This is a genomic window from Rhodococcus sp. NCIMB 12038 (genome assembly GCF_002165735.1).
Lineage (GTDB): Bacteria > Actinomycetota > Actinomycetes > Mycobacteriales > Mycobacteriaceae > Rhodococcus_F.
This window is the reverse complement of the sequence record NZ_NHML01000022.1, coordinates 66035-88391: the sequence shown is the minus strand read 5'-3', so window position 1 is coordinate 88391 and position 22357 is coordinate 66035. Positions and strand designations below refer to the sequence as shown.

The following is a 22357-nucleotide window of genomic DNA, read 5'->3' as shown; positions in this document are numbered from 1 at the left end:
CATGACGATCGACGTGAAGGCGGCGCTGGCCGCGGACCCGGCCGTGCGCGAACTGTCGTGGACCGAACGTGACGTGATGCTCTACCACCTCGGACTCGGCGCCGGCGAGAACACCCGCGACCCGGCGGAACTGCGCTGGGTGTACGAGAAGAATCTGCGGGTGCTGCCGACGTTCGCGCTCGTCGCGGGCCAGGGCATCTCGGCGGGCGACGTGCCTGCGGCCGGGCTGAGTCTGCCCGGCATCGACATCGACCTGCGCAAGATCCTGCACGGCGGCCAGTCGCTCACCGTGCACGCCCCGATCCCCGCCTCGGGCGCCGCCCGGGTGTCCTCGCGGGTCGCCGACGTGTGGGACAAGGGCAAGGCCGCCGTCATCGTGCTCGAACAGACGGCCACCGCCTCGGGCGGGAACCCGTTGTGGACCACGGGGATGCAGATCTGGGCCCGTGATGAGGGCGGGTTCGGCGGCTCCCCGGGACCCGAGTCGGTGGCCACGATCCCCGACCGGGAGCCCGACAAGGTGCTCGTGTCCCGCACCGGAACAGCGCAGGCGCTGCTGTACCGGCTCAGCGGCGACCTCAACCCGCTGCACGCGGACCCCGAGTTCGCGGCCGCGGCCGGGTTCGAAAGGCCGATCCTGCACGGGCTCGCGTCGTACGGTGTGGTGTGCAAGGCCGTCGTCGACGAAATGCTGGACGGCGATCCCACGCGACTGCGCCACTACGCGGTGCGGTTCGCGGGCTCGCTGTACCCCGGCGACACCGTCGAGACCGCGGTCTGGCAGGAGGGCGACCGGCTCACCCTCCGCGCGACGTGCCCCGACCGGGCCGGGCAACCGGTGCTGACCCAGGCGACGATGGAGGTGACCGGATGAGCGTCGGAACGCACCCCACGTTCGAGAACAGCCCGCCGGGAACGGTGCTGACGTCGCCGCCCGACGGTTCCGCCGTCGACCGGGCGACCGGCGCCGCCCGGCGCGTCGTCGACGCATTGCTGCGCACCGACCGCGGCAACGCCAACCTCGAGCGCGTCGCGGAGGAGTTGAACGGCATCGCCGAACACCTCGAGGAACACGCCCCCGCCGTCGCGGAGCGGCTGATCGACATGTGGAACGGCGAGGGCGTCACCCGGCACGATCCCGTCACCGGACCCGAGAACGCGCTCGCGCCGCCCCTGGTCCTCGAAGGCCTGCCGGACGGATCGGTGCGGGGCACCGTCACCCTGACCATCCCGTACCAGGGGCCGCCCGGGCACGTCCACGGCGGCGTGTCCGCGCTCCTGCTCGACCACGTCCTCGGCGTCGCCAACGCCTGGGGTGGAAAGGCGGGCATGACAGCGCAGTTGAGCACCCGCTACCACCGCCCGACGCCGCTGTTCGAACCGCTCACCCTGACCGGGAAGCTGATCTCGGTCGACGGCCGCAAGATCACCACCGCCGGCGACATCCGGACCGCGGACGGCCAGGTGTGCGTCTCCGTCGAGGGACTGTTCGTCGACAAGTCCGTGCCCCGTCCACGATGACCCCGAACAGGAGCAGAACGTGACGTCACCGCAGCGTTTCGAGAACAAGGTCGTCTTCGTCACCGGCGCCGCCCGCGGACAGGGTCGCGCCGAGGCCGTCCGGTTCGCGTCCGAGGGCGCCGACGTCATCGCGATCGACGCCTGCACCGAATTCGCGTCCACGCCCTATCCCGGCGCCACCGAGGACGACCTGGCCGAGACGGTCCGGCTCGTCGAGTCGACGGGCAGGCGGATCGTCGCGGCAACCGCCGACGTGCGCGACTTCGGCGGCCTCTCGCGGGCACTCGCCGACGGCATCGACCGCCTGGGCCGCCTCGACGTCGTGATCGCGAACGCGGGCATCTGCTCGGGCGCGCTGTCGTGGGAGATCACCGCCGAGCAGTGGCAGGAGACGGTCGACGTCAACCTCACGGGAACCTTCCACACCGCGAAGGCGGCGATTCCGTACCTGATCGAACAGGGGGAGGGCGGCGCCGTCGTCTTCACCAGTTCGGTGTCCGGGTTGAAGGGCACCCCGTTCACGGGGCACTACGTCGCCACCAAGCACGGCATCACCGGGCTCGCCAAGACGATGGCGAACGAACTCGGAGAGCACCGCATCCGCGTCAACACCGTGCACCCGGCCGGGGTCGACACCGGCATGAAGATGCGCGACCTGCACCCGCTCATCGCCAAGTACGCGTCGACTCTCGGCTCGATCTACCAGAACACGCTGCCCTACACCATCACCCAGCCGGAAGACGTAGCCGCCGTCGTCGCCTGGGTGTGTTCCGACGAAGCGAAGTACATCACCGGGGCGCAGATCCCCGTCGATCTCGGCAACCTCATCCGCTGACGTTCGCCCGGTCTTCCCTCACCCGAATGCCGCGGGGGTGCAGTTCGACTGCACCCCCGCGGCGTTCGGCTGTCAAGCGGTGATGTCGCGGCGGACCATCTTGCCGGTCGCATTGCGGGGCAGCAGGTCCGTGCTGATCCGCCAGCGGGTCGGGACCTTGAAATACGACAGGCGATCGGCGGCGTAGTCCCGCAGTTCCGCCTCGGTGGTCACGGCACCCGGTTGCAACACGACCACGGCGGCCACCTCCTGCCCCAGATCCTCGTGGTGCACGCCGATCACCGCGCACTCGCGCACGTCGGGGTGCTCGTCGAGGCACTGCTCGATCTCGGTGGGATACACGTTCTCGCCGCCTCGCAGGATCAGATCCGAGCGACGTCCGGTCAGCCGGAGCCGGCCGTTCTCGACGAGCCCGAAGTCGCCGGTCCGGAGCCACCGGCCCGGGGCGATCGCGGCGGCGGTGGCGGCCTCGTCCTCCCAGTAGCCGAGCATCACGAACGGGCTGCGCACGCACACCTCACCCTCGACGCCGTCGGGCAGCCACTCCCCGTACGGGTCGCGGATCTCCATGCTCACGGTGATGATCGGGCGCCCCAGGGTTCCCGGGAACTGCTCGAGTTCGGGGGCGGTGGCGACGGCGATCGCGGTGCTGCACTCGGTGAGCCCGTAACTGTCGACGAGCGCGTTGCGCGCGAACGGCACCTTCTCGCGGAGGCGTTCCTTGAACGCGACCGACGACGGCGCGGAGGCCAGCGAGAACGACGTGAGCGACGACAGGTCGTACCGGTCGAGGTTCTCGTGCTCCACCAGTCGGGACGCCATGGTGGGCACCGCACCCCAGTTGGTGACGCGTTCCCGCTCGACGAGACGGAGCACGGCGTCGACGTCGAATCCACCCTGGTGCATGACGACGGCGCCGCCCGTCGCCAGCCGCGGGATCACCAGATTGTGCAGGCTCGCGATGTGGAACAGGGGAGACGTCAGGAGGTAGCGGAGCGGGCTCGGCACGGCCGGATCGACGGGCCGTCCACTGAATTCGCCGACCACGGCGTCGCTGAAGCGGTGGTAGTCGACGACGGCCAGGATGTTGCGCTGCGAGTGCAGCGCTCCCTTGGGCCTGCCGCTCGTGCCGCTGGTGTACAGGATGGCGGCGGGGTCGTCCTCGTCGACGTCGGCGTGTGGCATGGGGGAGCCCGCGTAGCGCGCGAAGATGCCGGGCAGATCCTCCTCCATCGTGAGGACGGGGACACCGGTGCCGACCGCGGCGAGCGTCTCGGCTCGCTTCGCGTCGGCGATCACCACGGTGGGGCGGCTGTGCGTCAGTCCGTACTCGACCTCCCGCGGAACCCACCAGCCGTTCAATCCGACGCTGATGGCGCCGAGTACCTGCGTGGCCCAGAACGCGACCACCCACTCCGGGGTGTTGGCGGCCAGGATCGCCACCCGGTCACCCTTCCGGACTCCGTGCTCCTCGCGCAGCGCCGTCGCCAGGGCGGCGACCGCGGCGGCGTGCTCGGTGTACGACATCCGGCGGTCGGCGGTCACCAGGTAGTCGCGGTCGCCCCAGCGCAGTGAGGTGGTGAGAAGTTCGCCCACCGAGCGTCCGCGGTTCTTCATCACCGGCATCCGGGTGCCGAGCACCGGTTCCTCGACGAGTTCGAACCGGCCACCGGGTCCGGTGAGGCGGGACATCACCTGATCCAGGAGCAACTGTGGATCTGTAGGGGCAGTCATCGGGGCGACCTTTCGTCCTCGGGCACTCGTACCGACACAAGATGGCACGCCGTGACGGGCGCCCGGACGTGGTTACCACTCAGCGAGACTGCCACGATCCGTGACATCCCGGCGCCGCTACGTTCGACAGCGAATCGCAGCTGGAGGAACTCTTATGACGATAGATCTCGACCCGCCCGCAGTGAAGGTCGATCCACTCGCCCCGGCCCGGCTCGGGCCGATCACTTTGCGTAATCGCGTGATCAAGGCGGCGACGTACGAGGGGCTGACCCCGAAGGGGCTGGTCACCGACGAGCTCATCGACTTCCATCGGCAGCCTGCCGCCGGGGGCGTGGGCATGACGACGGTCGCGTACTGCGCCGTCGCCGCGGACGGCCGGACGTCGCCCGGACAGATCCAATGGACCGACGAGACGATGCCGGGCCTGCGGAAGCTGACCGACGCCATCCACGACGAGGGCGCGGCCGTGTCGGCGCAGATCGGCCACGCGGGACCGGTCGCGGCCGCGAAGTACATCGGCTACCCCGCGCTGGGCCCGTCCCGCGCGTTCCGGATGACGACGCAGAACTTCTCCAAGCCGGCCACCGCCGCCGACATCACCCGGATCGTCGAGGCGCATGCGCACGCGGCCCGTCGTGCGGTGGACGCGGGGTTCGACGCCGTCGAGATCCATTTCGGTCACAACTACCTGATCAGCTCGTTTCTCAGTCCGAAGGTCAACAAGCGCACGGACGAGTACGGCGGGTCACTGGCGAACCGCGCCCGGTTCGCGCTCGAGACCGCCCGGGCCGTGCGCGACGCGGTGGGCGACCGGATCGCGATCCTTGCCAAGCTGAACATGGACGACGGTGTGCCCGGCGGCTTCTGGGTGGACGAGGCCATCCAGGTGGCGCAGTGGCTCGAACAGGACGGGTCGCTTGACGCGCTCGAGCTCACCGCAGGCAGTTCGCTGCTGAATCCGATGTATCTGTTCAAGGGCGACGCACCGCTCCGCGAGTTCGCCGCCGTCATGCCGCAGCCGACGAAACTGGGAATCCGGTTGGTCGGCAAGCACTTCCTGAAGGAATACCCCTACCGCGACGCCTACCTTCTCGAGGACGCCCGGCAGATCAGGGCCGCCGTGAAGATGCCGCTCGTGCTGCTCGGCGGCATCACCGGCAAGGCGACCATGGACCTCGCGATGGAGGAGGGCTTCCAGTTCGTGGCGGTCGCACGGGCACTGCTGCGGGAACCCGACCTCGTCAACCGCATCGCGGAGGAGAACCACAATCCCGGATTGTGCATTCACTGCAACAAGTGCATGACGGCGATCTACGGTGGCACCCACTGCGTGCTCCGGGCACAGTGAGCACGCAGGCCGTGTCGACAGGAGAACTGGAGTTGGAACGCACCACGATCGCCCGGATGCTGCTCGATCGGCTCGGCGACGACAGGCTGGGAATCCGTACCCGGGAACAGGATTGGACCTGGGACGAGGTCGTGCGCGAGAGTGCCGCGCGCGGGGCGATCGCGTCCTCGCTGCGCCGCGACGGCCCGTTCCACGTGGGCGTCCTGCTCGAGAACACCCCGGAGTTCCTGTTCTGGCTGGGCGGGGCGGCCCTCGCAGGCGCCACCGTCGTCGGCATCAACCCGACCCGCCGCGGGGCGGAACTCGAGGCCGAGATCCGGTACGTCGACTGCCAGCTGATCGTGACGGACACCGCGGGGAAGGCGCAGCTCGCGGGTCTGGACCTCGGGCTGTCCGAGGACCGGTTCCTGCTGGTCGATCAACCCGCCTACACGGGCCTCGTCGCGGCCCACGCCGTGGAGCACCCGGCCCAGGACCCCGCGCTCGACCCGTGGACGCTGTTCCTGCTGCTCTTCACGTCCGGCACCACCGGCACGTCGAAGGCGGTGCGGTGCAGCCAGGGCCGCCTCGCCCGGCTGGCGTACGCGAACAGAGCCAAGTACGGGCACGTGCGCGAGGACGTCGACTACTGCTGCATGCCGCTGTTCCACGGCAACGCGCTGATGGCGCTGTGGGCACCGGCGCTCGCCGTCGGCGCCACCGTCTGCCTGCCGCGCAAGTTCTCCGCATCCGGATTCCTGCCCGACGTCCGATTCTTCGGTGCCACGTTCTTCACCTACGTCGGCAAGGCGCTGGCCTACCTGATGGCCACCCCGGAGCAACCCGACGACCGGGACAACACGCTGGTCCGCGGTTTCGGGACGGAGGCGTCCCCGGAGGACAAGACCGAATTCGTGCGCCGGTTCGGCGCCGAACTGTACGAGGGATACGGCTCGAGCGAGGGCGCCGGTTCGGTGACGCTCGACCCGCACGCCCCCGAGGGTGCGCTCGGCAGGCCCGCGAACGAGAACATCGTCATCGTCGACCCCGACACTCTCGCGGAGAAGGCCCGGGCGCGGATCGACGAGCACGGCCGGGTACTCAACCCGGACGAGGCGATCGGCGAGATGATCGACAAGGCCGGCGCGGCCCGGTTCGAGGGCTACTACAAGAACGAGGACGCGATCGCCGACCGGATCAGGCACGGCTGGTACTGGACGGGCGACCTCGGGTACGTCGACGAGGCCGGCTTCATCTACTTCGCGGGCAGGAAGGGCGACTGGATCCGGGTGGACGGCGAGAACACCTCGGCGTTGATGGTGGAGCGAATTCTGCGCCGCCACCCGAAAGTGATCGCCACCGGCGTGTACGCCGTCCCCGACCCGAGGTCGGGTGATCAGGTGATGGCCGCGGTGGAGGTGTCGGACCCGGCCGATTTCGATCCGGCGGAGTTCGCCGCGTTCATCGCCGGCCAGGACGACCTGGGCACGAAAGCGGCCCCGCGGTTCGTCCGGGTGTCGACGGACCTGCCGGTGACCGGATCGAACAAGGTGCTCAAGCGAACCCTGCAGGAACAGCGCTGGCGGTGCGACGATCCGATCTTCCGGTGGGTGGGACGTGGTATTCCCGAGTACCGCGAGATGACCGACAGTGAGAAGGCCGCGCTGGAGCAGGAGTTCCATACGCACGGCCGGCAACGATTCCTGCACGTGTGACGGTGAGGGTGACATGAAACTGGGTGTGGTGATTCCCGTCGAGCTGGGACGGGCCGGTGAGCCCGAGTGGATACTCGAATTCGCCAGGGCCGCGGAATCACTCGGATTCGACGAGATCTCCGCCGTCGAGCACTCGGTCGTCATCGCGGACACGGAGAGCGAATACCCGTATTCGCCGACCGGGAAGTCGCACCTGCCCGACGACTGCAGCCTGCCGGACCCGCTGGAACTGCTGTCGTTCGTCGCCGGCGCCACGACGACCCTTGGGCTCGCGACGGGAGTGCTGGTACTGCCCAACCATCACCCGGTGGTGCTGGCGAAACGCCTCGCCACCCTCGACCGGCTTTCGGGGGGACGCCTGCGCGTCTGCCTCGGTCTCGGCTGGATGCGGGAGGAGATCGAGGCGTGCGGCGGCGACTTCGACCGGCGCGGCGCGGTGGCCGACGAGGCGATCGTTGTGATGCGGGCGCTGTGGTCAGGCACCACCGCGGTCGATTTCAAGGGCGAGTACTTCTCCTTCCGCGGCGCGCAGAGTTGGCCCAAACCACAGCGGGATTCGGGCGTGCCGCTGTTCATCGGCGGTCACAGCCCGGCCGCCGCACGCCGCGCCGGGAGGCTCGGCGACGGGTTCCAGCCCCTCGGCCTCGCCGGCGACGACCTGAATCGGGCGATCGCCCGGATGCGGGCCGCCGCGGCAGACGCGGGCCGCGACCCCGCCGACGTCGAACTCGTGCTGGGCGCCACGCTGCCCCGGCTGGACGAGGCGAAACTCGACCGGTCCCGGGACCTGGGCGCGAACCGGCTCGTCCTGTCGGCGTCCCGGCACGCGCAGTCGCTGGACCAGGTCGTCGACGAGATGGCCGCGTGCTCGTCCCGGCTGGGACTCAGTCCGGCACGGTGACCGGCACGTCCTCGCTGAAGTCGACGATCAGTTCGCGCCGGGCGAACCGCCACCCGGAGTCGCCGAGCACGTAGCGGTCGTGGTAGCGCAACGCGATCCGGTTGTCACGGTAGCCGTTTCGGCCGGAGTAGACGTGATGCGCCGTGCAGTACGTCTCACCCGACGCCGTCGACCCGTCCACGTCGAGCACCTGCTGGTGGACGACGTGCCGGGTGGAATGGAGATGTGTGACGGCGTCCACGACGGCGGACGCGAGCACGTCACTGCCGCGCAGTTCCGTCGCCGCGCCGGTGCCCGTCAACGCGGGCGGGAGGACGAACGTCGCGTCCGGATCGAACAGCGCCGCGAGCGTCGCCGCCTCGCGCCGGTCGACGGCCCGCGCGTAGTGGGCGGTGAGTTCGGTGAGAGCGAATTCGGTGGCCATTGCACCATTCCAGCGGACGCCTGGCATCGGCGACAGCCGCCTCCCGGTGACCGAGACACCGGCACCGGGGTGGGGGAGTGCTGGTTAGCGTCCAGAACACACGTGGCGACAGCCACGCACAGGCATGAGGAGATCGCCGATGGATCTGAGGGAATCGCCCGCGCAGCGGGAACTCCGGCGGGAATTGCGCGCCTACTTCGCGGCGCTGCTGCCGGAGGAGAAGCGGCGCGTCGCAGGTGAGGAGGGTGTCGGCGGCGAACACTTCCGCGACATCGTGCGCCTGCTGGGCAAGGACGGCTGGCTCGGTGTCGGCTGGCCGGTGGAGTACGGCGGGCAGGGGCGGTCGATCGAAGACCAGTTCGTGTTCTTCGACGAGGTGCAGCGGGCCGGGTTGCCGTTCCCGTTCGTCACCGTCAACACCGTCGGGCCCACGCTGATGAAGTACGGCACCGAGGAGCAGAAGGCGCGGTTCCTGCCCGGCATTCTCGCCGGTGACATCGTGTTCGCCATCGGCTACACCGAACCGGAAGCCGGAACCGACCTCGCCTCGCTGCAGACCCGGGCCGTGCGCGACGGGGACTCGTGGATCGTGGACGGCAACAAGATCTTCACCAGCGGCGCCAACACCGCCGACTACGTGTGGCTGGCGTGCCGCACCGATGCGGACGCCCCGAAACACAAGGGCATCTCGATCCTCATCGTCCCCACCGACGACCCCGGCTTCAGCTGGTCGCCCATCCACACCGTGGGAGGGCTGACGGTCACGTCGACGTACTACAGCGGGATCCGGGTCGGCGATCAGGACGTCGTGGGCGACGTCCACGGCGGGTGGCAGCTGATCACCGCGCAACTCAACCACGAACGGATCGGGCTCGCGGCGCTCGGCGGCCGCACGCTGGGGCTGTGGCACCAGGTCCTGGACTGGGCGCGGGAGAACGGTGCGCTCGACCTTCCCTGGGTGCAGATGGACTTCGCCCGCACCCACGCCAAGCTCGAAGCGATGCGACTGCTGAACTGGAAGATGACCGCGGCGGTCGCGCGGGACAGTTTGTCGGGCGCCGACGCCGGCGCCACCAAGACGTACGGCACCGAAACCCACGTCGACGTCTACCGCACGCTGCTCGGGATCCTCGGTGCCGCCGGACGGCTGCGCCCCGGCTCACCGGGAGCGGTCCTCGCGGGCCAGATCGAGCAGATCTCGCGACAGAGCGTGGTGAACACGTTCGGCGGCGGCGTCAACGAGGTGCTCCGCGACATGGTCGGCACCCTCGGCCTCGGCCTGGTGCGCGAGAAGAGGGTGAAATGAGCGAACTCCTCACCCGGCTGCGCGCCTTCGAGGGACGGACGATCGTCCCGGCCGCCTGGGGTCCCGACCCGGTGAATACCCCCATGATCCGGCACTGGGCCGAGACGATGGGGGACACGAACCCCGTCTACCTCGATGACGATGCCGCACGCGCCACCGGCCGCTCCGGTGCCGTCGCGCCCGCCCAGATGCTGCAGGTGTGGACGATGCGCACCTACGCCGACAAGATGTCCGGCGCCGACCCGTCACCCGTCTGGACGGAGTTGATCGCCACCCTCGACGAGGCCGGTTTCACGTCCGTCGTCGCCACGGACTCCGACCAGGAATTCTTCGCCGAACTGCGCCCCGGCGACCGGGTGAGCACGACCGAGGTGGTCGAGTCCGTCTCCGCGGAGAAGCAGACCGGCCTCGGCGCCGGGCATTTCGTCACCACGCTCAAGACGTACCGCAACGGCGACGGCGAGATCGTCGGCACCCAGCGGTGGCGGACACTCCGCTTCCGGCCCGCCGAAGGCCCGGCCCCGCGCGCCCTGCGCCCGCGGCCCGCCCTCAACGAGGACAACGCCTTCTGGTTCGCGGCTGCCCGCGAGCACCGTCTGGTCATCCAGCGGTGCGCAGCCTGCGGGGTGCTGCGGCACCCGACCGGACCGATGTGCGGGGAGTGCCGCTCCACCGACTGGGACACCGTCGACGCGTCGGGTCGGGGCACCGTCTACACGTTCGTCGTCAACCACCACCCGAAAATCGACGCCTTCGACTACCCCCTCGTCGTCGCGGTGATCGAACTCGAGGAGGGCACCCGGCTGATCGCCAACATGACGGGCGTCGAACCGGCGGACGTGCACATCGGAATGCCGGTGGCACTGGACTGGATCGACGCCGACCCGGAACTCACACTCCCCGCGTTCCGGCCCGCTACACGGGAGGAGAACTGATGGACTTCACATTCGGCGAGGAGCAGGAGGCGGTCCGCGGACTGGCCGCGGACGTGTTCGCCGCCAAGTCGCGACCCGAACGGATCAAGGAGGTCGAGTCGACCGCCGACCGGATCGACCGGGAACTGTGGCGCGAACTCGCCACCACTGGTCTGCTCGGCATCGCCCTGCCCGAGAACCTCGGGGGCGGCGGCGCGGGGCTCGCGGAACTGTACGTGCTGCTCGAGGAGCAGGGCCGGAACGTGGCCCCGGTTCCCCTGTGGCCGCAGGTGCTCGGCGCGCTCGCGATCGTCGAGTTCGGGACGCCCGCCCAACGCGACGCCCTGGTGCCGGCGGCGGCGGACGGCAGCGGGATCCTCACCGTCGCCCTCGAGGAGTTCGGAGCGCATGCCGCTAGTGAACCGTCGACGACGGCACGCGAGGTGGACGGCCGGTGGCACGTGCACGGTGTCAAGGCCGCGGTGCCGGTGGCGCATGTCGCCGAACACCTCGTCGTCTCCGCGGCCACGGACAGCGGCCCGGCACTGTTCCTGGTGCACCCGGAATCCGCGGGAGTGACTGCGCAGCAGGCGGAGTCGACCACCCACGAGATCTGCGCCAACGTCACGTTCGACGGGGCGCCGGCGGAGCCGCTCGGTCCTGCGGACGGCGCCGCGGTGCGGTGGCTGCTCGACCGGGCGGAACTCGCGGTCGCCGCCCTGCAACTGGGCGTGGGCGAGGGCGCGGTCCGTCAGGCCGTCACCTACCTCAACGGACGCACCCAGTTCGGCCGCCCGCTCGCGACGTTCCAGGCCGTCACCCATCAGCTCGCGGACTGCTACATCGACCTCGAGGCCATGCGGGTGACGCTCTGGCAGGCGGTCTGGCTCCTCGGGAGCGGGGAGGATCCGGGAACCGCCGTGCCGGTGGCGAAATGGTGGGCCACCGACGGCGGTCAGCGGGTCGTCCACCGCACCCAGCACGTGCACGGCGGGATCGGCGTCGACACCGACTACCCCGTGCACCGGCACCTGCTGTGGGGCAAACAGCTCGCCGCCACACTCGGCGGCGCCTCCTCCGACCTGGCACGTCTGGGCGCGCTACTGGCGGCCGGCGTCGAGGTGGTCGCATGACCGCGACCGTCGGCGCCCCGACCTACGAGACCGTGCAGATCGGCGACCGGCTGCCGGAACTGGTGATTCCGCTGACCCGCACCCTGATCGTCGCCACCGCCCTCGCCACCCGTGATTTCCAGGACGTCCACCACGACCCGGCCCTCGCGGTGGAGCGGGGATCGAAGGATGTGTTCATGAACATCCTCACCACCAACGGGCTGGTGGGGCGGTTCGTCACCGACTGGGCCGGCCCGCACGCGTCGCTGCGCCGCATCGCGGTGCGGCTCGGCGCCCCCAACTACCCCGGCGACGAGATGACCCTGACCGGTGAGGTGGTCGCGAAGGACGACGGTCTCGTGACCGTGAAGATCCGCGGCGCCAACAGCCTCGGCGACCACGCCACCGGCACCGTCGTCGTCGCCCTGCCTGCACGAGGAGACCTGTGACCAGCCCCCTGTCGGGCGCCGCCGCCATCGTCGGCATCGGTGCCACCGAATTCTCCAAGCACTCGGGACGCAGCGAACTGCAATTGGCGTGCGAGGCGATCGTCGCTGCGCTCGCCGATGCGGGCATCGACCCGTCCGAGGTGGACGGACTGTCCACGTATACCGCCGAAACCAACGGTGAGGTACTCGTCGCCCGCAACACGGGCATCGGCGAGCTGAAGTTCTTCTCCCGCATCGGCTACGGCGGCGGGGCTGCGTGCGCCACCGTCCAGCAGGCGGCCATGGCCGTGGCGACGGGTATCGCGGACGTCGTCGTCTGCTACCGCGCGTTCAACGAACGGTCCGGTGTGCGTTACGGACTGGGGCAGCACGATCGCCCGATGGACAGCACCGCGGACCGGGCCGCCTACGCCTGGCTGACCCCGCAGGGACTGTCGACGCCCGCCCAGTGGGTGGCGATGTTCGCCCGCCGGTACATGCACCGGTACGGCGCCACCAGCGAGGACTTCGGCCGGGTCGCGGTCGTCGCCCGCAAGCACGCCGCCGTCAACCCCGCCGCGTGGTTCCACGGGCGGCCCATCACACTCGACGACCATCAGCAGTCGCGGTGGATCGCCGAACCGCTGCACCTGCTGGACTGCTGCCAGGAAACCGACGGCGGCCAGGCCCTCGTCGTGGTCTCCGCCGAACGCGCCAACGATCTGCGCACCACCCCGGCGATGATCAAGGCCGCCGCGCAGGGGTCCGGCAAGGACCAGCACATGATGGCAAGCTACTACCGGCCCGACATCACCGGAATACCCGAAATGGGCCTCGTCGGCAGGCAACTCTACGGGCAGAGCGGTCTCGCATCGGACGACATCTCGGCGGCGATCCTCTACGACCACTTCACCCCGCTCGTCCTGCCGCAACTCGAGGAACTCGGGTTCTGCGACCCCGGCGACGCGAAGGACTTCATCCGGGACGGCAACCTCGAAATCGGCGGCCGCCTCCCGTCCAACACGCACGGCGGGCAGATCGGCGAGGCCTACCTGCACGGCGTCAACGGCATCGCGGAGGCGGTCCGCCTGATCCGCGGAACGTCGACGACACAACCGGACGGCATCGGCAACGTGCTGGTGACCGCGGGCACCGCCGTGCCCACCAGTGGCCTGATCCTGGGCAGAGAGGACTGATCATGACGACAACCGAGCGCACGACGGCAGGAGCGTGGCGAGGCGCGGACCTCGGCACCCGCACCGTGAGTTACGACGAGCGCGACGCCATCCTGTACGCACTGTCGGTGGGTGCGACGGCCACCGAACTGGACCTCGTCTTCGAGGAGCGTCTGCGGGTGCTGCCCACGTTCGCGCTCACCCTCGCCCAGTGGGCGCCGGACGCACTCGGATCGCGGGGCGCCTTCGACACGAAGACGGCGCTGCACGGATCGCAGGAACTGACGGTGCTCGCGCCGCTTCCGCGCCGCGGCGAGATCGCGTTGTCGGCGTCCGTCGGCGAGGTGTGGGACAAGGGTTCGGCGGCGGTGTTCGACGTGCGCGTCGAATCCGAGTACTTCGTCGCCACGTGGTCGCTGTTCGCGCCGGGCGCCGGCGGGTTCGGCGGCGATCGCGGTCCCGCGAAACCGTCTCGGCCCGAGGGTGAACCGGCCGTGCAGCGCGTGCTGCACACCGCGGAGAACCAGGCGGCACTGTACCGGCTGACCGGCGACCGGCACCACATCCACATCGATCCGGCGGCGGCCGAGCGGATCGGGCAGCCCCGGCCGATCATGCACGGCCTGTGCACCCTCGCCGCGAGCGCGCTGGAACTCGCGCGGGCGCTGGACGTGCACCCCGCCGACCTCGCGCGGCTCGAGGGACGGTTCGCCGCGCCGGTCTACCCGGGCGACACGCCGTCGTTGCGGGCGTGGGGCGACGCGCGTGACGCGTCGTTCGAACTGGTCCGAGACGACGCGCCGGTGATCGCAGGCGCCCGCGCCGAGTTCGGCTGACCGCACGTCGGGATTTCACCGCCGAATGTCACACCGGTGCAGGACAACCGGGGTGACATTCGGCGCGGACGTCAGGAGTGGGTCGCGAGGTACCGCGCGGGGTATTCGCCGCCGCCGTGAACGGCGAGATCGGCGCCGTTGACGTACGACGCCTGCGCGCTCGCCAGGAACAGGCAGGCGTCCGCGATGTCGGACGGCACCGCCATCCGCCCCATCGGAAGGGTGCGGGTGACGGCGGCGCCGCCGTCCTCCCCGTAGACGGACGCCGCGCTCTCGGTGCGGATGAGTCCCGTCGTGATGTGGTTGATGCGGACCTTCGGAGCCCATTCGAGCGCAAGCGCTTTCGTCAGCACGAGCAGGCCGGCCTTCGCGGCGCTGTACGCGGCGGTGCCGGGTTGCGGATCGTGGGCCGAGACGCTGCCGATGTTGACGATCGCGCCGCCGTCGGACTGCTGCTGCATCACCGCGTTCGCGGCCTGGGCGACGGTGAAGGGAGCCAGCAGATTCAGCGCGACGATCTTCTCGACGAAGCGCGGCGACACGGTGGCGGCGTCGGCGTCGGGCGACCCACCCGCGTTGTTGACGAGGACGTCGAGGCGGCCGAATCGGGCGACGGCGTCGTCGATCAGTCCGGCGGCGTCGGCGTGGTCGCGAACGTCGGTCGCGCGGAACGCGGCGGTGCGATCACCGTGTGCGGGCAGGGTGTCCGGCGCGGACCGGCCGCACACGAGCACGTTCGCACCCGCGGCGAGAAACGCTTCGGCGACGACGAAACCGATGCCCTTGGTGCCGCCGGTCACGACGACGGCGCGGCCACGGAAATCGAGAGGATGGGGATGTGTCACGGGGAGACCTTCGGAGTGAGGAGCGCGGGGAGATCCGGCGCTCGGCGGTGATCAGTGAATACGCAAGACCAAGCAATTGCTTGGTTCGATAGTAGGGGAACGGGAGCGGACATGAACACACTCGACGGCAAGGTCGCGCTGATCACGGGTGCGGGGCAGGGCATCGGGCAGGGCATCGCCCTCGCCCTCGCGCGGGAAGGGGCAGCCATCGCGGTCGCCGGACGCACGGAGTCGAAACTGCACGACACGTGCGAGCGACTGTCCGCGATCGGCGCCCGCAGCACACCGGTGGTGTGCGACGTCAGCAGGCGCGAGGACATCGCGTCCGCCGTCGAGCGGACCGTGGACGCGTTCGGCGGCGTCGACATCCTGGTCAACAACGCCAACGACTGCTCACCGGGACCGATCCTGTCGGTGATCGACGAGGAGTACGAGCGGTCGTTCGCGACGGGACCGCTCGCGACGCTGCGGATGATGCAGTCGTGCCACCCGCATATGGTCGCGCGCGGCGGCGGCGTGATCGTCAACCTCGTCACGTCGGCGGCCGTCCGCTGGGACGCGAGCAACTACGGGGCGTACGGCTCGATCAAGGAGGGCATGCGTTCGCTGACCAGGTCGGCGGCCTGCGAGTGGGGCCGGGACGGGATCCGGGTGCTGTCCGTCGCCCCGCACGCGAAGAGTCCGGCGCTCGAACGGTGGATGGACCGGAATCCGGACGAGGCGGCGGAGTTCGTGGCGGGTATCCCCCTCGGACGGGTCGGTGACGCCGAATCCGACATCGGGCGCGCCGTCGTGTTCCTCGTGAGCGACGACGCCGGCTACCTCACCGGGGCGACGATCCCGCTGGACGGCGGGCAGTCGCGGTGGGGGTGACTGCGACGATCCGGGTCCCGCCCAGCGGGAAGACCCGCGGCCGCCGCCGCCGACCTGCAGTAGTTTCGACAGGATCGAGTTACCGTAGCGAGAGGGCACCGTCGCGATGACGACCGTTGAAACACCACGCAGTTCGCGATCAGTAGTGGTCACCGTGGCCGCCGTCGTGGAGGAGACGTCCGACGCCCGTTCGCTGGTGTTCGACGTCCCCGACGAGCGCAGGCACGAATTCGCCTACAAGCCCGGGCAGTTCCTGACACTGCGTATCCCGAGCGATCGCACGGGATCGGTCGCCCGGTGCTATTCGCTGGCCAGTTCGCCGTTCACCGACGACCTGCCGAAGGTGACGATCAAGCGCACCGCGGGCGGATACGGTTCGCACTGGTTGTGCGACAACGTCGGCGTCGGCGACCGCATCGAGGTGCTGCCACCCGCCGGAGTGTTCACTCCGGCGAGTCTGGACGAAGACCTGATCCTGTTCGCCGCGGGCAGCGGAATCACCCCGGTGATGTCGATCCTCAAATCGGCGCTGAGTGAGGGGACCGGGAAAGTCGTTCTCGTGTACGCGAACCGGGACGAGAAGTCGGTGATCTTCGCCGACGAGTTGCGGGACCTCGCCGCCCGCCACGAACACCGGCTGACCGTCGTGCACTGGCTCGAGAGCGTGCAGGGCCTGCCGACGCCGCGGCAACTGGCGAACCTGTCGGACCGGTTCCGGGACCACCGGGCCTATATGTGCGGACCGCGCCCCTTCATGGAGGCGATCCACGAGTCGCTCGCACTCGCCGGCGTCCCCCGGGAGAGGGTGCACGCCGAGGTGTTCACCTCACTGACGGGTGATCCGTTCGCCGAGATCGTCGTCGACGCACTGGAGGACACGGAACCGGGAACGGCGTCGACGGTCGAGGTACAACTCGACGGCGAAGCGCACAACCTGAGCTGGCCGCGCCAGGCGACACTCGTCGACGTCATGCTCTCCACGGGACTCGACGTCCCGTACTCGTGCCGCGAAGGTGAATGCGGTTCCTGCGCATGCACGGTCGTCGAGGGCGAGGTGGACATGGACAACGCGTCGATCCTCGACCCCGAGGACATCGCGAGCGGCTACATCCTCGCGTGCCAGGCCCGCCCCGTCAGCGAGCACCTGCGGATCGAGTTCTGACCGGGTGGCTACTTCTCCGTCTGCGCCGCCGCGGCCCGGGCATTCAGGTCCTCGAGGCGGATCGGGTACCGCGGCGGGTGATCGACGATCACCTCCCGGGTGACGGCGAGGTCGCGGCCGACGTGCAGCAGTTCGCCCGACTGCAATGGCGTCCACCCGGGGTCCTCGTCCATCTGCTCACTCGCCACGACCACCGCCGGACGCTCGGAGAGGTGTTCGGACCTGGCCCGGATCCGGCCGGGGGTGCTCGCGTGCTGGAGGTGGCGGCCACCGCTCGGACCGCCCGCGCGCCGCTCGAGGAAGAGTAGGTCGTGGGTGTCCGGGTAGCGCAGCGCCCACAGTTCGCCGGGAGTGGTCAGCAGGATGTTGAGCGCGTAGATCGGCACGTTGTCGGCCAGCCACCGGGCGGCGGCGGTGATGCCGGCCGTGACGTCGCCGCCGCTCCTGCCGATGTGCTGCGTCACGAGCGCGAAGACCCGTTCCGAGTCGGTGTCGCCGTGAACGAGAGCGAGATCGGAGCCCAGTTCCGCCTCGAGCTTCGGCAGGTCCTCGACCACGCCGTTGTGGGCGAACACGCGACCGTTCTGGGCGAACGGATGGGTGTTCTGCGGAAGTAGTTCACCGGTGGTCGCGAAGCGGATGTGGGCGACGAACGTGGCCGAGTACCGGTGCTTCGCCTCCTGCGCGAATTCCGCGTCCTCGTACGCGGCGAGCGGTTGCTTCTCCACCAGCGGCGTCCCGTCTTCCGCGAACGTGCCGAGGCCGGTGCCGTCCGGTTCGCGGTGACTCTGCTGCGCCAGACTGTCCGGGGCGTCCAGCAGCCAGAACGACGCGCGAACGCGGTGCGGGGCGGCGGACAACCCGAACAATCGGCACATGACTTCCCTCTCGGGTGGGACGGATCAGCGGTAGTCCGGGTTGGCGAAATCGGGACGGCACCCGGCGTCCCACTCCGAACGTTGATTTCCGTACACGGGGAACCCGCCTGCCTTCTTCAGCATCGCGGCGACGTGCATCAGGTTGTACGTCATGAACGTGGTGTTGCGGTTGGTGAAATCGTTCTCCGGGCCGCCCGACCCCTCGTCGAGATACGACGGTCCGGGACCCGCTTCACCGATCCATCCGGCGTCGGCCTGCGGCGGGATCACGTATCCGAGATGCTGGAGGCTGTAGAGGATGTTCATCGCGCAATGCTTGACCCCGTCCTCGTTGCCGGTGATCAGGCACCCGCCTGCCCGCCCGTAGTACGCGTACTGGCCGTGGTCGTTGAGCAGCGACGAGCACCCGTACAGCCGCTCGATCACCTGCTTCGTGACGGAACCGTTGTCGCCGAGCCAGATCGGGCCCGCCAGCACCAGGATGTCGGCGTCCAGCACACGCCGGAACAGTTGTGGCCATTCGTCGCTCGGCCACCCGTGCTCGGTCATGTCCGGGTAGACGCCGGTCGCGATGTCGTGGTCCACCGCCCGGAACTGGTCGACCGAGACGCCTTCCTTCTCCATCAGGCCGACACTGCGGTCGATCAACCCCTGGGTGTTGCTCACATCGGGAGACCGCTTGAGGGTGCAGTTGACGAACAAAGCGCGCAGACCACTGAACCGTGGCCCGTCCTGCGGCGATGGATCGGTCATCAGTCCACGATATGCCGCGGCGGTTCCTCTTCGTGGCGGAAGCGGCGAGAGGTCGCCGCTAGCTCTCGATCGGCGTCGCCGTCTCCAGTGCCGCGGCCAGGAACTCCGCCGGAACCTCCGGCCAGTCGGACTGCCACCGGCCCGCCAGCCTGTCCTCGAGGAGTGCAGTCAGCACGGGCACCATGCGCGGCCCGCCGTCGATCAGATAGCGCACGAAGCCGATTCGCACACACGTCGCGGCGATGGACGCCAGCACCGACTTCGCTTCGTCGACCCGGCCCGCCGCGACCAGGCACGCGACGAGCAGGCGATTGGCCTGCATGGCCGCCCTCGGCCTGCGCTCCTGTTCGACCCGGCGCACCCACTCCTCCGCGCGGCGACACGCGACGTCCGGCTCGACCGCCAACTGCTTCCGGATCTCGGTGGCGTCGTCGAGCTGCGCGATGATCTCGGCGAAACCGAAATCGGGTTCCCGGGTGGGTTTCCCGGCAGTGGGCGGCGGCTGCGGCGAGGCGGGCAGTCCGAGCCGGACCCGTTCGTTCTCGACCCGGGCGCGCAGCCGGGGGAGTCCCAGCGCCGCCGCCGCGGACGCACCCTCGTCGAGGTGCCGGGCAGCGGACGCGACGTCCCCGCGCGCCGCCTTCAGCCGGGCGCCCGTGACGAACCGGGCGATCATGAAATCGACGATGCCGGCCTCGGGCCCCAGTTCGTAGCTCTCGTCGAGAAGTCGTTCGGCTTCGTCGAGATGACCCAACTCGTACATCAACTCGCCCAGCAGCGCCCCCGCGAGACGTGCGGCGTGCGAGTGCGGGCCCACCCCTTTCGTCGCGGTCTGCACGGCCAGCCGGAAGTTGTCCTCGGCTGCGGTGATATCGAGTTGCTCCAACGCGGCGATACCGGCGAAGCAGTAGCCGTACATCTTGCTGAACGGACCGACGGTCCGCTGGTGATATCCGGTGGCCCACTCCTGCAGGCGGCGCGCCTCCACGAAATCGAACTGGGCGATCGCGACCGCGGAGGCGAGATTGGACCCCGCCGAGACCACCCACGCGCGTAGGGTTTCCGGACGGGCCAGACATTCCGCGATCAGGTCGGGCACCCCGGCGACGCGATCGGACGACACCGCGATCACGGCCCGGACGATGTCGGCCTCCACCCGGATGTCCGCCTGCTCGGATTCGCTCAGTGCCGAGGACTCGAGGCCCGACGCGACGAGCGACAGTGCCTGCAGCGCCGGCGCCACCCGCTGCAGCAGGATGTTCGCCCACGCGACCGCGATCTGGATACGCGGACTGGACTCGACCAGCGACTGCGGCAGCTTGTCGACCAGGCCGAGCAGCGCGACCATCCGCGAATGCTCCACCAGGTACATGCCCTGCTCCTCGACCACCGCGACGGCCACGTCGCGATCGCCCGCCGCCAGCGCGTGATCCACTGCGTCGCTGACGTAGTGGTGATCGGCGAACCAGTGCGCGGCCGCACGGTGCAGATCCGCGACGCGCGACGGATGATCGCGCTCGAGCCGTCGGCGGAGGTATTCGGCGAACAGGTGGTGGTACTCGAACCACTCCCGGTCCTCGTCGAGGCTGCGCAGGAACAGGTCGCGCGATTCGACCTGCTCGAGCAGGGCCTGACCGCGGGGCACGTTCGCCAGCACGCACGCGAGTTCGCCGCACACCCGCTCGGTGATGGACGTGGCCAGCATGAAGTCGAGCAGCGCAGGCTCGAGAGTGCTGAGCACGTTCTCCGCCAGGTACTCGCCGATCGCGTGGTGGCGGCCCGACATGTGCCGGATGAGGTCGCCGGGATCGTCGCGATCGCGCAGCGACAGGGACGCCAGTTGCAGCGCCGCCACCCACCCGTCCGTGGTCTCCTCCAGCGCCTCCACGTCGGAGTCGTCGAGGTGCAGTCCGCCGAGGTCGACCAGGAATCGCTGCGACTCCGTGAGGTCGAAACGCAAAGCCACGGAGTCGATTTCGACGAGCTCGTCACGCACCCGCATCTTGGCGAGTGGAAGTCCCGCCTGGCTACGGCTGCTCACCACCATCTGCAGGTGATGGCAGCCGTTCTCCAGGATGAAGTCCATCGCCGCGATCGTGTCCGAAGACGTGACACGGTGCCAGTCGTCGATCATCACCACCACGTGGCGCCTGCTGTCGTGGACCTGATTCACCAGCGACGTCAGCACGTACCGTTCCGCATCGGCGCCGTTCTCGTCGAGCGCCTGCCCCAGTTCGTCCGCCAGCGTCGGCTCGGCCCGGCGGATCGCCTCGACGAGGTGGGACAGGAACCAGACGACGTTGTTGTCGTCGTTGTCCACCGTCAACCAGGCGACGGCGGCGCCGTCCTCGATGAGGACGTCGCGCCACTGGGCCGCGACCGTGCTCTTCCCGAACCCGGCGGGTGCGTGGATGAGCGTCAACCGCCGCCGCTGGCCCAGCCGGAGCAGATCCAGGAGGCGGGTGCGCTCCACCAGGGAACGCATCGGGGTCGGCGGCCGGAAGCGGGCGGCGGCGCTCGGCGGGGTGGCACCCGACCGCCGCCGGTAGCTGCGACTGCGCCCGGACTGCGTGGTCGGCGTCGAACTGTGCTCGGTGCGAGGGAACTCGTCCGCCGCGGCGGGGAGCGCCATCTCGTCGACGTCGAGTCCGTGCCTGCGTTCGATGTCGCGGAGTTCCTGGCCGAATTCCGCTGCAGATTCCGGTCGGTCGGTCGGTTCCTCGGACATGGCCCGCTCGATGGCCGAGCACACGTCGTCGGGAATGTCCTCGCCGCGCAGATCCGGAACGGGTTGCGTGGCGATGCGGAGGAACTGCGCGACAAGCCGCTCCCCACTGCGCCGCTCGAAAGCGGCGTGACCGGTGAGCAGGCAGAACAGGGCGGCGCCCAGGCTGTACACGTCGGAGGACGCGGACGGCGCGTCGCCGCGCAGGACCTCCGGGGCCGTGAACGCCGGCGAACCGGTGATCATGCTCGACGTGGTCTCGAACCCCCCCGAGACGCGCGCGATGCCGAAATCGGTGAGTTGCGGTTCGCCGTATCCGGTGAGCAGGATGTTCGCGGGCTTCACGTCGCGGTGCAGGGTGCCGAGCCGGTGCGCCGTCTCCAGGGCGCCCGCCAACTTCACGCCGACGCGCAGCGTTTCACTCCACGGCAGCGGCCCTTCACGGCGAATCCAGGCGTCCAGCGAGTTGCGCGAGTGATACGGCATCACGATGTATGGCCTGCCACTGCGCGTCACGCCGGACTGCAGGATGTCGACGACGTGCGGATGCCCCGACAATTTTCCCATCGCACGCTGCTCGCGCAGGAAACGTTCCCGATCTTCCCCGTCCAGATCGGAGGACAGCACCTTGATCGCGACCGTGCGGTCGAGGGCCGTCTGCAGGCAGCGGTACACGACCCCGAACCCTCCCCGGCCGATCTCGCGGGCGTCGTCGAATCCTTCCGAAGACAGCTCCGCGACGATGTCGGTCACGACGATCCGCTTGGTAGCCTGCGGATCCGAGTCGGTCGGCCCGGAACTGCTTTCCGGGTGTCGTGGCACACTCAATGAAATCACCTTCTCGGTGCACTGACGCCAGCATATCGCGGACGTGCGACACGGAGAGCGGTGTT

General features: G+C 69.5%; 20 protein-coding genes. 14 read left to right on the top strand and 6 right to left on the bottom strand.

What is annotated here, in order from left to right; all coding sequences use genetic code 11:
* Position 1 precedes the first annotated feature (1 nt).
* From CA951_RS29380 to CA951_RS29370, 3 genes are read left to right on the top strand one after another with little or no spacing between them, the layout of a single operon-like run.
* Positions 2–874, top strand: a complete 873-nt coding sequence (locus CA951_RS29380) for a MaoC/PaaZ C-terminal domain-containing protein (protein ID WP_087560197.1) — start codon at positions 2–4, stop codon at positions 872–874.
* Positions 871–1521, top strand: coding sequence for a PaaI family thioesterase (locus CA951_RS29375; protein ID WP_087560196.1), 651 nt, complete (start codon positions 871–873; stop codon positions 1519–1521). The genes CA951_RS29380 and CA951_RS29375 overlap by 4 nt, the downstream gene beginning before the upstream one ends.
* Before the next feature lie 19 nt (positions 1522–1540).
* Positions 1541–2356, top strand: coding sequence for a mycofactocin-coupled SDR family oxidoreductase (locus CA951_RS29370; RefSeq protein WP_087560195.1), 816 nt, complete (start codon positions 1541–1543; stop codon positions 2354–2356).
* 72 nt (positions 2357–2428) lie between these two features.
* Here the strand turns inward: CA951_RS29370 and CA951_RS29365 are convergent, their stop codons facing one another.
* Complete coding sequence (locus CA951_RS29365) at positions 2429–4090, bottom strand: class I adenylate-forming enzyme family protein (protein ID WP_087560194.1); 1662 nt, start codon at positions 4088–4090, stop codon at positions 2429–2431.
* Between the two features lie 154 nt (positions 4091–4244).
* Here CA951_RS29365 and CA951_RS29360 point away from each other — a divergent pair, with 154 nt between their 5' ends.
* From CA951_RS29360 to CA951_RS29350, 3 genes are read left to right on the top strand one after another with little or no spacing between them, the layout of a single operon-like run.
* Entirely contained in the window at positions 4245–5438 is a 1194-nt protein-coding gene (locus CA951_RS29360) for an NADH:flavin oxidoreductase (RefSeq protein WP_087560193.1), read from the top strand.
* Between the two features lie 26 nt (positions 5439–5464).
* Positions 5465–7132: an AMP-binding protein gene (locus tag CA951_RS29355; protein ID WP_087560258.1), complete on the top strand. Its 1668-nt coding sequence runs from the start codon at positions 5465–5467 to the stop codon at positions 7130–7132.
* 13 nt (positions 7133–7145) lie between these two features.
* Positions 7146–8033 (top strand): LLM class F420-dependent oxidoreductase, encoded by an 888-nt coding sequence (locus CA951_RS29350; RefSeq protein WP_087560192.1) that lies wholly within the window; start codon positions 7146–7148, stop codon positions 8031–8033.
* Here the strand turns inward: CA951_RS29350 and CA951_RS29345 are convergent.
* The gene (locus CA951_RS29345; RefSeq protein ID WP_087560191.1) at positions 8017–8457 is read right to left on the bottom strand and encodes a nuclear transport factor 2 family protein; all 441 of its coding nucleotides are present in this window, start codon (positions 8455–8457) and stop codon (positions 8017–8019) included. The two genes, CA951_RS29350 and CA951_RS29345, sit on opposite strands and share 17 nt — an antisense overlap.
* Positions 8458–8596: 139 nt before the next feature.
* On the opposite strand from CA951_RS29345, the gene CA951_RS29340 reads away from it, so the two are divergent.
* The 6 genes from CA951_RS29340 to CA951_RS29315 are packed head-to-tail and all read left to right on the top strand — an operon-like array spanning position 8597 to position 14228.
* A complete protein-coding gene (locus CA951_RS29340; protein ID WP_087560190.1) occupies positions 8597–9763 on the top strand; it encodes an acyl-CoA dehydrogenase family protein in 1167 nt (388 codons plus the stop codon).
* Positions 9760–10698 carry a bifunctional MaoC family dehydratase N-terminal/OB-fold nucleic acid binding domain-containing protein gene (locus CA951_RS29335; RefSeq protein ID WP_087560189.1) on the top strand — a complete coding sequence of 313 codons (939 nt, stop codon included), beginning with the start codon at positions 9760–9762 and terminating at the stop codon, positions 10696–10698. Before CA951_RS29340 ends, CA951_RS29335 begins: the two co-directional genes overlap by 4 nt.
* The gene (locus CA951_RS29330) at positions 10698–11810 is read left to right on the top strand and encodes an acyl-CoA dehydrogenase family protein (protein ID WP_087560188.1); all 1113 of its coding nucleotides are present in this window, start codon (positions 10698–10700) and stop codon (positions 11808–11810) included. Before CA951_RS29335 ends, CA951_RS29330 begins: the two co-directional genes overlap by 1 nt.
* The gene (locus tag CA951_RS29325) at positions 11807–12238 is read left to right on the top strand and encodes a MaoC family dehydratase (protein WP_087560187.1); all 432 of its coding nucleotides are present in this window, start codon (positions 11807–11809) and stop codon (positions 12236–12238) included. The genes CA951_RS29330 and CA951_RS29325 overlap by 4 nt, the downstream gene beginning before the upstream one ends.
* Positions 12235–13413, top strand: coding sequence for a lipid-transfer protein (locus tag CA951_RS29320; RefSeq protein WP_087560186.1), 1179 nt, complete (start codon positions 12235–12237; stop codon positions 13411–13413). Before CA951_RS29325 ends, CA951_RS29320 begins: the two co-directional genes overlap by 4 nt.
* 2 nt (positions 13414–13415) lie before the next feature.
* Positions 13416–14228: a MaoC/PaaZ C-terminal domain-containing protein gene (locus CA951_RS29315; protein WP_087560185.1), complete on the top strand. Its 813-nt coding sequence runs from the start codon at positions 13416–13418 to the stop codon at positions 14226–14228.
* 71 nt (positions 14229–14299) lie between these two features.
* Here the strand turns inward: CA951_RS29315 and CA951_RS29310 are convergent, their stop codons facing one another.
* Complete coding sequence (locus CA951_RS29310; protein WP_087560184.1) at positions 14300–15073, bottom strand: SDR family oxidoreductase; 774 nt, start codon at positions 15071–15073, stop codon at positions 14300–14302.
* Positions 15074–15184: 111 nt separating this feature from the next.
* On the opposite strand from CA951_RS29310, the gene CA951_RS29305 reads away from it, so the two are divergent.
* On the top strand, positions 15185–15946 hold the full coding sequence (locus CA951_RS29305; RefSeq protein WP_087560183.1) for an SDR family NAD(P)-dependent oxidoreductase: 762 nt from the start codon (positions 15185–15187) through the stop codon (positions 15944–15946).
* Between the two features lie 106 nt (positions 15947–16052).
* Positions 16053–17108 (top strand): ferredoxin--NADP reductase, encoded by a 1056-nt coding sequence (locus CA951_RS29300; protein WP_087560182.1) that lies wholly within the window; start codon positions 16053–16055, stop codon positions 17106–17108.
* 8 nt (positions 17109–17116) lie between these two features.
* Here the strand turns inward: CA951_RS29300 and CA951_RS29295 are convergent, their stop codons facing one another.
* The 3 genes from CA951_RS29295 to CA951_RS29285 are packed head-to-tail and all read right to left on the bottom strand — an operon-like array spanning position 17117 to position 22286.
* Positions 17117–17986, bottom strand: a complete 870-nt coding sequence (locus CA951_RS29295; protein ID WP_087560181.1) for a class II glutamine amidotransferase — start codon at positions 17984–17986, stop codon at positions 17117–17119.
* Between the two features lie 24 nt (positions 17987–18010).
* Entirely contained in the window at positions 18011–18739 is a 729-nt protein-coding gene (locus CA951_RS29290; RefSeq protein ID WP_072940749.1) for a flavodoxin family protein, read from the bottom strand.
* 58 nt (positions 18740–18797) lie between these two features.
* Positions 18798–22286 carry a serine/threonine-protein kinase gene (locus tag CA951_RS29285; RefSeq protein ID WP_087560180.1) on the bottom strand — a complete coding sequence of 1163 codons (3489 nt, stop codon included), beginning with the start codon at positions 22284–22286 and terminating at the stop codon, positions 18798–18800.
* Positions 22287–22357 lie beyond the last annotated feature (71 nt).

What these genes read in the sequence shown, in the direction of transcription:
- CA951_RS29380 (WP_087560197.1), top strand. Translation starts at nt 2, where the DNA reads ATGACGATCGACGTGAAGGCGGCGCTGGCCGCGGACCCGGCCGTGCGC.
- CA951_RS29375 (WP_087560196.1), top strand. Translation starts at nt 871, where the DNA reads ATGAGCGTCGGAACGCACCCCACGTTCGAGAACAGCCCGCCGGGAACG.
- CA951_RS29365 (WP_087560194.1), bottom strand. Translation starts at nt 4,090, where the DNA reads ATGACTGCCCCTACAGATCCACAGTTGCTCCTGGATCAGGTGATGTCC.
- CA951_RS29360 (WP_087560193.1), top strand. Translation starts at nt 4,245, where the DNA reads ATGACGATAGATCTCGACCCGCCCGCAGTGAAGGTCGATCCACTCGCC.
- CA951_RS29350 (WP_087560192.1), top strand. Translation starts at nt 7,146, where the DNA reads ATGAAACTGGGTGTGGTGATTCCCGTCGAGCTGGGACGGGCCGGTGAG.
- CA951_RS29345 (WP_087560191.1), bottom strand. Translation starts at nt 8,457, where the DNA reads ATGGCCACCGAATTCGCTCTCACCGAACTCACCGCCCACTACGCGCGG.
- CA951_RS29340 (WP_087560190.1), top strand. Translation starts at nt 8,597, where the DNA reads ATGGATCTGAGGGAATCGCCCGCGCAGCGGGAACTCCGGCGGGAATTG.
- CA951_RS29335 (WP_087560189.1), top strand. Translation starts at nt 9,760, where the DNA reads ATGAGCGAACTCCTCACCCGGCTGCGCGCCTTCGAGGGACGGACGATC.
- CA951_RS29330 (WP_087560188.1), top strand. Translation starts at nt 10,698, where the DNA reads ATGGACTTCACATTCGGCGAGGAGCAGGAGGCGGTCCGCGGACTGGCC.
- CA951_RS29325 (WP_087560187.1), top strand. Translation starts at nt 11,807, where the DNA reads ATGACCGCGACCGTCGGCGCCCCGACCTACGAGACCGTGCAGATCGGC.
- CA951_RS29315 (WP_087560185.1), top strand. Translation starts at nt 13,416, where the DNA reads ATGACGACAACCGAGCGCACGACGGCAGGAGCGTGGCGAGGCGCGGAC.
- CA951_RS29305 (WP_087560183.1), top strand. Translation starts at nt 15,185, where the DNA reads ATGAACACACTCGACGGCAAGGTCGCGCTGATCACGGGTGCGGGGCAG.
- CA951_RS29300 (WP_087560182.1), top strand. Translation starts at nt 16,053, where the DNA reads ATGACGACCGTTGAAACACCACGCAGTTCGCGATCAGTAGTGGTCACC.
- CA951_RS29295 (WP_087560181.1), bottom strand. Translation starts at nt 17,986, where the DNA reads ATGTGCCGATTGTTCGGGTTGTCCGCCGCCCCGCACCGCGTTCGCGCG.
- CA951_RS29290 (WP_072940749.1), bottom strand. Translation starts at nt 18,739, where the DNA reads ATGACCGATCCATCGCCGCAGGACGGGCCACGGTTCAGTGGTCTGCGC.